The sequence below is a fragment of the Enterococcus diestrammenae genome (assembly GCF_049384045.1).
GTDB lineage: Bacteria > Bacillota > Bacilli > Lactobacillales > Enterococcaceae > Enterococcus_C > Enterococcus_C diestrammenae.
On the sequence record NZ_JBMRGR010000014.1, the window covers coordinates 1 to 12,059 of the forward strand.

The window sequence follows — 12,059 nt, forward strand, 5'->3', positions numbered from 1 at the left end:
AATTGAATTGAAGTCCTATTTTTTTGTCTATCATTTAAAATTAGAAACATAATTCTTAGAGATTTTCAGCAGCTTCGATTTTAACTCGCTGTCTTTTTTTATTTGAACTAATGAATTGTAAAATCATTTTAACCTTGTAGTTTGTCTTTATTTTTCTTTTTCTTGTTCTTCGATATGAGTTGAAACTTGCTCAAGAATACTAAAAATATGAAGATCGTCAAGGCTATAAATCATATTTTTACCAGCTCTTTTTGATTTTACTAATCTTGAAGTCTTTAAAGTTTTTAACTGGTGAGAAATGGCTGATTGTTCCATACTTAAAGACTGCGCAATTACTCCAACACTAAGTTCTTCTTTCTGTAAAAGAAATAAAATTGAAAGACGTGTAGGGTCACTAATCATTTTAAATATCTTACTTACCTCTTGGATAGAATCATTTGTTAACGGAGAAGTTGATGATGATTTCATAAAACTTCCTCTCTTTCATATGTGTGTTCGTTCATGTTTAGGTTAGCACAAGATTTTTATAAAGCAAGGTTTTTCCATAAGCAGAGCTGTTTTATAGTCCAATTTTTTTATTAACTAAATAAGATAACTATTTTTTTGACAAATCAGATAGAGCAATATATAATGAACGCATAAACATATGAATGTTATTTCATATGTAATTCGTAAGCGTTACGATTTCAAAAAAATAGTTTTATTAAGAAGGGTGATAGAAATGAAAGAGATTCAAGAGCAACACTCACACGAAAATAATAGTCACGATCATGACCATGATCATGGGAAAATGCCAATTATTTTGTACTTTATTGGTTTAGCATTGGCAATTGTTGCGCTGTTCTTAAGTGACGAATATCAATTCATAAAAAACATCATGTTCTCACTCGCTACAATCAGCGCTGGGTATCATGTCATTGTTCTTGAAGGCCTTGGAGAAACAATTGAGAACTCAAAAAACCAAAAAAAGTTCATGCCTAATTCTCATATTTTAATGGGATTAGCGGCAATCGGAGCTTCTTTAATGGGGAATTTTTGGGAAGGAACATTATTGATTCTTATTTTTTCTGGAGCACATTTTTTGGAAGATTATGCAGAAGGAAGAAGCAAACGAGAAATAACGAAATTACTCGAAATGAATCCAACGACTGCCCGGTTAATCCTACCTGATGGCAGTACAAAAAATGTAGATGTCAGTGAATTAAAAGTGGGAGATCAACTTCAAGTTTTGAATGGCGATCAAGTACCTATTGATGGCGTCATTTTGTCTGGATCTACATCCATTGATGAGTCGTCTATTAATGGAGAAAGTATCCCGAAAGAGAAATACAAAGGAGATGGCGTCTTCGGGAGTACAATTAATGGAACAGGTAGCTTCACGATGAAAGTCACCAAAGAAAACGAAGATACAGTATTTTCAAAAATTTTACAATTAGTGAACCAGAACCAAGATAACCAAACAAAAGCTGCGAGTATTATCCAAAAATTTGAACCCAAATACGTCACAGTTGTTTTAATTGCCATTCCGTTATTCATGTTATTGGCACCTTTTCTACTTGATTGGACATGGTCACAAAGTGTCTATAGAGGATTAGTCCTTTTAGTTGCAGCTTCACCGTGTGCTTTAGCAGCAGCTACTGTCTCGGCAACGCTATCGACGACTTCTAATTTAGCCAAAAAAGGAGTCCTTTCAAAAGGTAGTTCTTACCTGTCTCAATTAGCCGATATTAAAGCAATTGCATTTGATAAGACGGGCACCTTGACCAAAGGAAAACCTGAAGTAACCAATTATTATTTTGCTGATTCCGTGAACGAAGAAAACATGATTGATATCGTAGTAGCTCTTGAAAAAGAATCCAATCACCCTTTAGCAGATGCTATTCTAAGAAAGTTTGAGCAAAAAAACAAACTAACTATTGATGTAGAAAACCAGATTGGTAAAGGATTGACAGGAGATTACAAAGGGAGAAATTATCGTATAGGAAAACCGACTTCGTTTGATGATGTTTCAGATGAGTATAGTCGTTTAAATAATGAATGGGCTTCAGAAGGTAAGACAGTCGTGTACGTAGCAGTAGATGAAGAGGTTCTAGGCCTTATTGCCCTCATGGACATTCCAAGTGAACATGCAAAAGCAACCATTGAGTATTTCAGAAAACAAGGTATACACACCACATTAATTACTGGTGACTCAGAAATGACGGGAAAAGCGGTTGCTAAACAATTGGGAATAGATGAAGTGATTGCAAATGTCATGCCGGAAGACAAATCCAGAATAATAGACGAACAAAAAGAAAAATACGGTGTGACCGCCATGGTTGGAGACGGTGTAAATGATGCTCCTGCTCTTGTTAATGCAGATGTGGGAATCGCTATGGGAGATGGGACTGATGTGGCAGTAGAGGTATCTGATTTAGTTTTAATGCAAAACAATTTATCAAAATTGGTACAATCTCATAATATTTCTTCGAAAATGAACCGTGTTATTTGGCAGAATATTATTTTTTCAATGGCCGTTGTTGCTTTTTTAATTGTCGTTAGTTTCTTGGGCTTAACGGATATTGCCATCAGTGTCATTATTCATGAAGGAAGTACATTGGTTGTTATTTTGAATGGACTTCGATTGCTAAGGGCAGTCTAAAGAATGATTGCACACCTTCAAATTAATCGAGTAATAGAGATAATTAAGGATTACACTACATTTTTTATCTCTATTATTTATTTATATTTATCTAGATGTTCAAAGTCAAAATGATATGTCAACCATACTCTTGTGGCGTGACTTGAATACAAGACACATGAAATTATATAAAATCGTGTATCGAGAATCCTATATCTATAGGGTTCTTTTTTTATACCGGTGTCCAATACACGATTTCGTGGTATAATGAATGAAATCATGTATCTTTTTTGTGAGAGGAGAGACCATTTCAATGAGTTATAATGTACAACCATTACGAACGCAGCAAGAAATCAACGACTTTTTATTCTGTTTAAGACGCAACAAAAACGCCGAACGCGACGTTTTCTTGTTTTTGATCGGCATTAATAGCGGTTTACGCATGTCTGATATCGTGAAATTAAAGAAAAAAGACGTGATTTCCTCGAAAAACCCACGTATTGTGGAGCAAAAAACCGGAAAAACACGCATTTTATATTTAAGCAGCCTGCAGGAGTTGATCCAGGACTACACGAAAGACCTGAAGCCAGAAGATTATTTGTTTCCCAGTACTAAAGGCGGTCATTTAGAAGTCAATACGGTCTATCAGATGTTTCAAAAGGTCGCCGCATTATTAGATCGGGACGATATTGGCACGCACACGCTGCGCAAGACATTTGGTTACCACTATTACAAGAAAACCAAAGACGTGGCTACACTCATGGAAATATTCGGTCACAGCAGCGAAAAAATCACCAAACGCTATATCGGGATCAATGAAGATGAAATCAGTGAGACATTGTTGAACTTCCGTTTAGGTTTCTAACTTTAAGACAATATTTTCAAGAATTCATTGTTTTTTGATATCTGGATAAATTCACGAAAAAAGTATCTAAGATAGCATAGATATCTTGGTTCTGTTGCAAAGTTTTAAATCTACTATCAAATAAGGTAGAATAATAGAAAAAGATAGCTGAGGTTATAACGAAGATAATAGCCAACGGCTACAATAATCACATCTTTTTGAAATTGTTTGCCTTTAAAATGATCCATTTTCATTCCTCCAAGCTATCCTTTTACTCTAATTTACCCTAAAATAAACTTATCAGAAAAACTTTGCAACAGAACCAGTTTTTTCAAGAAGAAAAATAACGAAGCTGATAAAAGTAGTCATCCTAGTAGCTTGTATGATTTTCATCTGAACTGGATTTTTTACCTAAGAAGTCATAGCCACAAAAAAACGATTCCCCTGAGTGTCACACTAAGCTCAGCAGGGAATCGTTTTTCATTTTTTATGCCGCAAATTCTGGGGTTACTCCGGCACTTAAAGCAGTTTCTAGCTCAGTACTATCGGCTTGTTCTTGGGCTAGTTTAAATTGGGTGTGATACAGTTGGCTATAGAGACCGCCTTTTGCTAAGAGCTCTTGGTGATTGCCTTGTTCGGCGATGGTGCCTTGGTCCATCACGACGATCTGATCGGCATTGGCGATGGTGGCGAGGCGGTGGGCGATGACGATGGCGGTGCGGCCTTGCATCAAATCGTCCATCGCTTTTTGAACGTAGTGTTCTGATAAGGCATCCAGTGCTGCGGTGGCTTCGTCGAGAATCAAGATTTGTGGGTCTTTCAAGATGACTCGGGCGATGGCGAGGCGTTGCTTTTCGCCACCAGAAAGTTTGACGCCCCGGTTGCCCACTGGCGTATCGTAGCCTTGGGGTAGCTGGCTGATGAAGTCGTGGATATAGGCTGCTTTGGCGGCAGCTTCCAGTTCTTCCTCCGTAGCATCAGGTTTGGCATACAGCAAGTTTTCTCGGATGGTGGTGTTGAATAGAAAGGCTTCTTGACTGACCATGCCGATTTGTTGCCGCAAAGTGGTGAGGGAGAGTTGGTTGATATCTTGCCCATCGATGGTAATCAGCCCAGTGTCTGGTGTATATAGTCGGGGCAAAAGGTTGGTTAAGGTGGACTTGCCAGCACCACTTGGTCCGACGATGGCGGTCATTTGGCCAGCGGGGATGGTGAGCTGGATGTCATGCAAGGTGGTTTGATCACCATAACCGAAGTTGACTTGTTGGAAGGTGATGGCCCCGTTGGTAATCTGCGGTTCTTCCTCAGGCGCTCGTGTTGCGACAGGCGAATAAGAGTCTTCGGGAGTTAAATCCAAGTATTCGAAAATCCGGTCAAACAAGGCAAAGGAACGCATGAAGTCCACTTGAATATTGGAAAGCTGAGTGACGGGATTGTACATCCGCCCTAACAATGTGGCAAAGGTCAAAATCCCCCCGATGGTAATCTGATCTTTGGTGAGTAAAAAGCCCCCTACTAGATACACAAGCATTGGCCCAATCGTGGTAAAGACTGACATAGCCATCCGGAACCAACGCCCAGCTAAGGTTTCTTTGATTTGTAGACGAGTGACTGCGCCGTTGACATCGACAAATTCATCGTAGGCCTTGTCTTCATTGGTGAATAACTTCATCAACATGCTACCACCGGTGCTGAGGCTTTCTTGCACATGAGAGTTGAGGCGGCTGAGTTGCTGCTGGCTTTGGGAGGTAATCTGCCAGCGAAGTTTGCCGACTTTGCGGGTGGGCAGGATAAATAAGGGAATCGTCGCCATACTAATTAAGGCGAGGATCGGATTGAGACTAAAAAGAGCGACAAGACTGGTACCGAGGACAAAAATACTCGTCAACGCACTGACGACGGTAGTTTGGAAGACTTGTTGAATCCCATCGACATCGCTGGTGAGGCGAGTCAGGATTTCCCCTTCTTTCAAACCAGCAAAAAAGCTTTGCGGCATATGGGCCAAGTTGTCGTAAATCTGATTTTTGATGCGGAAAGTGATTTTCTTGGCAATCCAAGTGCTTAAGTAGCCTTGCCCGACATTGATTAAGTTTAAAAGAATCGTCGCGCTCATAGAAAGACCGACAAACAGCGCCAATAAGCTAAGGTTTTCTTGCGGCAAAGCGACATCGATCATCTTTTGTAATAAAAGTGGTGGGACGAGTCCCAAAGCAGAACTGGTTAAAATTAAGACGATTACCGCCAAGAGACGGAAAGGATACGGTTTAAAATAGCTTAAAATACGAGTGACAAAGGGCCAGGATAATTTCGGCATCTTTTGGGATTGTTGATCAAAACGCATGCGAACCATGGCAATTCCCCCTTTATTATTTCCTTGTGAGCCAGCCTCCAAAAGTTGGTCAGGCAAAAACGCCCACAATAGTTAGGTACCTATCTATTATAATCTCATTTCTTAAATTTGTAAATAGAAAGGTACCTAACTAATTGACGAGGTTAAGAAACTTTTATACACTGAGGAAAACAAGTACAGAAAAAAGGCGGCGACAAGATGGCGACACAAGAGCAGCAATTATTTGATGCCTTCCAACAGGTGAATCGACAAATCCGGCGGGGGCTGGCCCGCTCAGAAGCAGCTCGGGGGGAATCAGAAAAAGCGGAAAGTAGTCACAGTGGCGTGGCACCGGGGCAAGAACGGGTGTTGCAGTTATTATTGCGTCATGGAGGTAGTAGCCAAAAGGACTTAGCCAGCCGCTTGCGGATTCGCCCGGCTTCCTTGAGTGAAGTCTTGAGCCGTTTGGAGGAAAAAGGCTTGGTGACGAAAGCCCAAGACCCCGCTGATCGCCGCCGAAATAGTTATTCTCTAACAGCCGTCGGTCAAGGCATCGCTGAACAATTGAAGGATCAACGTAGGAATCAAGGGGCTACTGTGTTTGAAGTCTTGTCTAGCGAAGAAAAAGCGCAATTGGCTCAAATTTTGACTAAATTGGATCAGCGCTTGTTGGCGGAGCAAGGGGAAGATAATAAGGATAGTGGCAAGAAGAAAGTCTTTGGAGCAGATAGCTAACAACCAAAGGAAGGATGAATAAAAAATGGTATTTTTAGCAATACTTACTGGTATCGGTGGACTATTTAACTACTATGGGGTGACCTCGGCGACTTACTCAATAATCGTTGCCATACTATTGCAGGTTGTTTTATTTTTACTAACTAGTTTGGCTTTGGTTAGTTATCAAGGCCGCCGTTCGCGACCAAGTTATGACCGAGGAGGGTACCGGATTTGGACCTTTTCATTTGCGTTAATTGTCTTATCTTTTGTTGGAAATTTGGCGATACTGGTAGTCTTACTCCTTAACCAGTTGGGGTATATTTCAGGATTCTAGCCGCGCTTGTATCAACGCCAAAAAACCGTTTCAGGTACCCATAGGTACCTGAAGCGGTTTTTTATTTCCCAATAGTAGTTTTCCTGCTAGCGGTTTCGTATAATGAAGGAAACAGGTAAAAGAGGGAAAACGATGATTGGATTTCTTTATGCAATAATTATTATTTTGGCTAATACCATCGGCGCCATTTCGGGGATGGGGGGTGGTGTGATCATCAAGCCGATTTTTGATGCGATCGGAGTGGATTCGGTGGCGGCGATTACCTTTTATTCTACGGTAGCCGTCTTTACCATGTCCATCGTCTCGACACTACGGCAACGAAAAAACATGACCATCCAATTGGGAACCGCCGGGCTGATTTCGGCGGGGGCTGTGATTGGAGGCATCATGGGAAATTTGGCATTTGAAAAGCTTTTGCTGTGGTTGGACTCAGAAGCGACTGTCCAATTGGTGCAAATCGTGATTATGCTGCTGACGATTGGTTTTGCCTGGTTCGTTTCTGAAGGACAACACAGTTTTGGTTGGAAGACAGCTTCGGCTCATCTGCTAGTGGGCTTAGTGTTGGGCTTCTTGGCTAGCTTTTTGGGTATTGGCGGTGGACCAATCAATGTCGCCTTATTGATGCTGTGTTTTGGGATGGCCATCAAGGAAGCAACAGTCTATTCTATTATTACGATTCTCTGTTCCCAGTTGGCTAAAATTGTCACGATTGCGACCACCACCGGTTTTGAGCGCTATGACTTGACGATGTTGTTTTACATCATTCCAGCGGCGATTATCGGCGGTTTTTTGGGAGCAACCTTAAGCGGACGGCTCTCAGCTAAGCGGGTGCGGTTAGTATACCAATTCGTATTGATTTTCGTGTTACTGATCAATGTCTACAATGGCGTGGGAATTTTGTTGGGGTGGTAAGTATTTTGAATCACTAACTATCAAGTATCTGAAACGAGGAAGAGGATGTATTCACTTTTATTGGTTATTATTTATCTGGCTTTTATCAGTCTCGGTTTGCCGGATTCGTTATTAGGTTCAGCTTGGCCGGTGATGCAAGGGGGCTTGGACGTACCGGTATCTTATGCCGGGATTGTCACGATGATTATTTCTGGTGGGACGATTGTTTCGAGCTTGTTTTCCGACCGATTAACTCGCAAATTTGTAGCTGGGCTAGTGACGGCAATCAGCGTGTTACTGACTGCGGTTGCGCTAGTGGGCTTTTCTCTAAGCGGCTCTTTTTGGCTCTTGTGTCTCTGGGCGATTCCCTATGGTCTCGGGGCTGGCGCAGTCGATGCAGCATTGAATCTGTATGTGGCGTTGCACTATTCTTCACGGCAGATGAGTTGGCTCCACTGTTGCTGGGGCGTAGGGGCGGCGATTAGTCCCTACATCATGGGTTTTTATTTGACCAATCAGCACAACTGGCAAGGGGGCTATCGGGCGGTGGCTGTTTTGCAGCTGGGACTCGCGGCAATCTTGTTTATCAGCCTACCCTTGTGGCAAGCTCACAGGCAAAAAAAGGGCACAGGTGAAGTTGTGGCGAACCACCTGAGTCTCAAGGAAGTTTGGGGGCTGAAGGGGGTCAAATTGGTGCTGCTGACCTTTTTGGCGTATTGTGCTTTGGAACAAACGACCGGTCTGTGGGCCAGTACCTATCTCGTACAAGCGCGGGGGATTGATCCTGAAACGGCTGCTCGTTTTGGTTCCTTCTTTTTCTTAGGTATTACCGTTGGGCGTTTTCTTTCGGGCTTTATCGCCGATCGCTTGGGAGACCGGCAACTCATTCGTTTAGGGACACTGATTATGTTACTTGGGACATTATTTATTCTCTTACCGCTGAAAAGTGATGGATTTGCTTTAGCAGGATTGATTGTTTTGGGATTTGGCGGGGCCCCGATTTATCCGGCGATTATCCATGCGACTCCGGCCAACTTTGGGAAGGAAAATTCCCAATCAGTCATCGGCATTCAAATGGCGGCAGCCTACGTGGGGACGACCTTTATGCCACCGCTATTTGGTACGTTGGTGCAATACGTTTCTATTCGTTTATATCCCTTTTATCTCTTGCTTTTTGGGTTAATCGTTTTGATTAGCAGTGAAAGATTGGTAAAAGCAATTCCCCTTTCAGAAACACAGACAGAAACCGTTTTTCGTGGTGAGTAGTAGGTGGAATATCAGAATTGGAGGAATGAAAATGAAAAAGATATTTGGTTTTATTGCTCTAGCGCTGTTGTTGGCTGGTTGTACCAAGGAGTCGCCGGGGAAACCCGAGGATTCGGTAGGTTCTAGTGGGCGCTCGGTAGTTACGGATACGACTGGTCAATCCACAGAAAGTGAGTCAACAAGCAGCAGTCAGGAAACGACGACAACGTCAAAGGAGCAAGCCACAAGCGCTTCATCTGGAGAAGCTGCAGATCCGCTAGTTTCCTTGGAGCAAGCAGTTGATTTCAAACAAGCGCTGGCTATTTTTCAAGATAAATACCCAGATGCGGTGATTACTGATTTTCAGTGGGAAGCAAATGGCAGTTTTCAAGGAAGCCGGACAAAAGTTTACGAGATTGAAGGCGAGGATGCCAAAGGGGAATATGAGGTCACCATCGACGCAGTTGCAAACGAGGTTCACGTGGAAAGCGACCTCGAGGACAATTCAGACTGGCAAGCAGAGCAACTACCGATGACGGAGATTATCCCCATGGAAGAAGCGGCTAAAACGGCTGCGAAACAAGTCGTTGGCGATACCCAATTAAGCAAAATTGAATTGGAAGAAGAAGAGGGTACCATTCTCTGGGAAGTGAAATTTTTCCGGCAACGTCAATGGCAGTCGGTTACCATTGATGCAAAAACAGGTGAGTTTTTGAATGTGGCAGGAACAGTGGAAAATACCACACCATAAATTGTAATCAAAGACGGACATGCCACGATGGACTCTGGTGCAGGAGGAGTCTAGCGTGGCATTTACCCATTCTATTGCAATACGCAAGATTCTCCGAAAAGCCAGCCTCCGGTTTTCTGATCCTAAAGGACGAAACAAACGAATTTTATCGAAATTTGCTATACTGGAGAAAAGCAGTCAAAGAAACAAACCGTTTGCTTTGGCGAAAACAATCGCGAGAAGGTGGGGAAGTATGAATAAAAAACGCAAACGTCGCTTAATGAAAGTGGATAATCGTATTTTATTGCCACTATCGGAAGAATTCATCGCCGATAATCATTTGGCGGAGGACACCATCTTGCAAGTAGACGAAGAGCTTCTAGCAAAAGCCATCAAACCGTTGACCAAAGAAGATATCCTACAAGAGGTGTTGGATAAGATCATGGATGAAGGCGCAACGAGAGAGGAAGAGCATGGGGATGACCACTATTAGACAAGCCACCATGGCGGACTATCCAGCAATTTATCAATTGGTGGAGACTGCGTTTAAAACGGCGCGAGTATCAGATGGGACGGAGCAAGACTTCGTGGAAAACTTGAGAAAAAGTGACAACTATCTTCCTGAATTGGAGCTAGTAGCAGAAGTTGAGGGCGTATTGGTGGGGCATGTGATGTTGACTAAGCAAGTCATTCACACCGCAAGTGGCCAACGAGCAGCTTTATTATTGGCCCCTTTGTGTGTGGCGTTTGACTATCGCAATCAAGGTATCGGGGGACAGCTGATGACGGCAGTCTTTGAAAGAGCAGTTGCCTTATCCCATGACGCCGTCTTTTTGGTAGGAGATCCCAATTACTACAAACAATATGGCTTTCGTCATGCTTCAGAGCTAGGTATCACCAACGATTCAGAAATACCAGATGAGTTTATCCTCGGGATGGAGTTGGTACCCGATGCTTTGAAAGAGGTCACGGGTAGTCTTAAGATAGACTAGGATAAACCAACGTTATGATAGAAAAGGACAGTGAGGAAGATGCCGAAAACACGAATTGAGGCATTTACGGATGCCGTGATTGCCATCGTACTGACATTGTTGGTTTTGGATTTACGGGAACCCCATGGTGATACGTGGCGCGCCTTTGAAGGGACGGGGCATCAGTTTTTTATTTACTTGATCAGTTTTGCTTCATTAGCAGTGTATTGGAACAACCACCATCACCTTTTTAATATTGTCAAAAAAGTCGATGGCCGAGTGCTATGGGCCAACAATCTGTTTATTTTGATGATGAGTTTGTTTCCCTTTGCTACGGATTGGGTGATGGACTATCCAGTGTCCCTCGCTCCACAATTGTTGTATGGTCTTGTTATTTTAGGAGCGGATATTAGTTATTTATTACTAGGCTTTGCTCTGGTGAAAGTCAATGGTACACAGTCGCCAGTCGGACATTTGTTCCATCGCTATCGGAAAATGTATCGTACCTTAATTTTGAATGTTCTCGCTTTACTTTTAGGGTGGCTGATTCATCCGGTGGCGGTGTTAGTGGTCAATGGGTTGATGTTGTTGATGTGGGTCATCCCGGAAAAGCGCATTGAAACCTGGCTCCATTACGGTGGCAAAGACTGAAGGAATGAGGAAAACGATGTATAATCAGCAATTTGAGGCACTACATTTAAATGTAGTGGAAATGCCATTAGAAGTTGAAGGCAATGTCCCTGTGTATCGAGGGTTTATCCGGGAGCTGCCTTTTTTAGCCGGCTCCGGCCATTCGGTGCAGGAGCTTTACCGGTCGTTATTGGAAGCTTATCAGGAATACGCCCAAGAGCAACTAGCTGCCCAACAAGAGGAACAGGAAAAAGAAGAAATGACGTCTTCGTTGTTATCTTTTGATGATTTGTTGAAGTATTATGACGGGGAAAGCTTTGACGGTTTTTCCATTGGAAATCAAGAGGAAGAATAGCTTGTATGTCTGATTGAATAGTTGTTCTTTAAATAAATTGAAAAAGGTAGTAAATAGTCGTGTATTTACGTAGTCATTTGTTACCTTTTTTGGTGTGTTAGCAGCAGGGGTGCTTATCTAGCTGGTGAAAGTCCAGTCGTAGGTGTTTACGGCCAGCATAGCGAACCGTAAGCCATAATCAGCGATAATGAGGTGTGGGAAAGACCATAGTACTTACATACCAAATAGCCTAAATCCTATAATGGATTCAAGCTATTTGGTGTTTTTATGTGTCAGTCAGCAACGATTCTGAACCTCTGTCATCCAAGTTGGAAGCTATTCCAAAGCTTCTTCACTTAAAGTGCCAGTATCTAGGTTAGGTATCCGCTCAAAAGGGAACGTCAGGTATTTAAC

General features: G+C 42.5%; 13 protein-coding genes and 1 pseudogene. 11 read left to right on the forward strand and 3 right to left on the reverse strand.

The window, feature by feature from the left end:
- Positions 1-147 precede the first annotated feature (147 nt).
- Positions 148-468 carry an ArsR/SmtB family transcription factor gene (locus tag ACO03U_RS10110; RefSeq protein ID WP_086270979.1) on the reverse strand — a complete coding sequence of 107 codons (321 nt, stop codon included), beginning with the start codon at positions 466-468 and terminating at the stop codon, positions 148-150.
- 253 nt (positions 469-721) lie between these two features.
- Here ACO03U_RS10110 and ACO03U_RS10115 point away from each other — a divergent pair, with 253 nt between their 5' ends.
- The gene (locus ACO03U_RS10115; protein ID WP_003680028.1) at positions 722-2,641 is read left to right on the forward strand and encodes a heavy metal translocating P-type ATPase; all 1,920 of its coding nucleotides are present in this window, start codon (positions 722-724) and stop codon (positions 2,639-2,641) included.
- Between the two features lie 292 nt (positions 2,642-2,933).
- Positions 2,934-3,485, forward strand: coding sequence for a tyrosine-type recombinase/integrase (locus ACO03U_RS10120; RefSeq protein ID WP_003680030.1), 552 nt, complete (start codon positions 2,934-2,936; stop codon positions 3,483-3,485).
- A gap of 143 nt (positions 3,486-3,628) precedes the next feature.
- Here ACO03U_RS10120 and ACO03U_RS10125 read toward each other — a convergent pair.
- Both ACO03U_RS10125 and ACO03U_RS10130 read right to left on the reverse strand, forming a co-directional pair.
- A pseudogene (locus ACO03U_RS10125) lies at positions 3,629-3,712 on the reverse strand (IS6 family transposase); the annotation flags it as partial.
- Positions 3,713-3,951: 239 nt separating this feature from the next.
- Positions 3,952-5,814 (reverse strand): ABC transporter ATP-binding protein, encoded by a 1,863-nt coding sequence (locus ACO03U_RS10130; RefSeq protein ID WP_204687239.1) that lies wholly within the window; start codon positions 5,812-5,814, stop codon positions 3,952-3,954.
- Positions 5,815-6,012: 198 nt separating this feature from the next.
- On the opposite strand from ACO03U_RS10130, the gene ACO03U_RS10135 reads away from it, so the two are divergent.
- From ACO03U_RS10135 to ACO03U_RS10175, 9 genes are all read left to right on the forward strand, one after another.
- Complete coding sequence (locus tag ACO03U_RS10135; RefSeq protein WP_161869030.1) at positions 6,013-6,528, forward strand: MarR family winged helix-turn-helix transcriptional regulator; 516 nt, start codon at positions 6,013-6,015, stop codon at positions 6,526-6,528.
- 25 nt (positions 6,529-6,553) lie between these two features.
- On the forward strand, positions 6,554-6,844 hold the full coding sequence (locus ACO03U_RS10140) for a hypothetical protein (protein WP_204687240.1): 291 nt from the start codon (positions 6,554-6,556) through the stop codon (positions 6,842-6,844).
- Between the two features lie 132 nt (positions 6,845-6,976).
- Complete coding sequence (locus ACO03U_RS10145; protein ID WP_204687241.1) at positions 6,977-7,756, forward strand: sulfite exporter TauE/SafE family protein; 780 nt, start codon at positions 6,977-6,979, stop codon at positions 7,754-7,756.
- A gap of 45 nt (positions 7,757-7,801) precedes the next feature.
- Positions 7,802-9,001 carry an MFS transporter gene (locus tag ACO03U_RS10150; RefSeq protein WP_204687242.1) on the forward strand — a complete coding sequence of 400 codons (1,200 nt, stop codon included), beginning with the start codon at positions 7,802-7,804 and terminating at the stop codon, positions 8,999-9,001.
- Between the two features lie 31 nt (positions 9,002-9,032).
- On the forward strand, positions 9,033-9,731 hold the full coding sequence (locus ACO03U_RS10155) for a PepSY domain-containing protein (RefSeq protein ID WP_204687243.1): 699 nt from the start codon (positions 9,033-9,035) through the stop codon (positions 9,729-9,731).
- A 232-nt stretch (positions 9,732-9,963) separates the two neighbouring features.
- The gene (locus ACO03U_RS10160; RefSeq protein ID WP_161869025.1) at positions 9,964-10,203 is read left to right on the forward strand and encodes a hypothetical protein; all 240 of its coding nucleotides are present in this window, start codon (positions 9,964-9,966) and stop codon (positions 10,201-10,203) included.
- Positions 10,190-10,702, forward strand: coding sequence for a GNAT family N-acetyltransferase (locus tag ACO03U_RS10165; protein WP_204687244.1), 513 nt, complete (start codon positions 10,190-10,192; stop codon positions 10,700-10,702). Before ACO03U_RS10160 ends, ACO03U_RS10165 begins: the two co-directional genes overlap by 14 nt.
- A 39-nt stretch (positions 10,703-10,741) precedes the next feature.
- A complete protein-coding gene (locus tag ACO03U_RS10170; RefSeq protein ID WP_161869023.1) occupies positions 10,742-11,332 on the forward strand; it encodes a TMEM175 family protein in 591 nt (196 codons plus the stop codon).
- Between the two features lie 16 nt (positions 11,333-11,348).
- Positions 11,349-11,666, forward strand: a complete 318-nt coding sequence (locus ACO03U_RS10175) for a hypothetical protein (protein ID WP_204687245.1) — start codon at positions 11,349-11,351, stop codon at positions 11,664-11,666.
- The last annotated feature ends 393 nt before the right edge of the window (positions 11,667-12,059 follow it).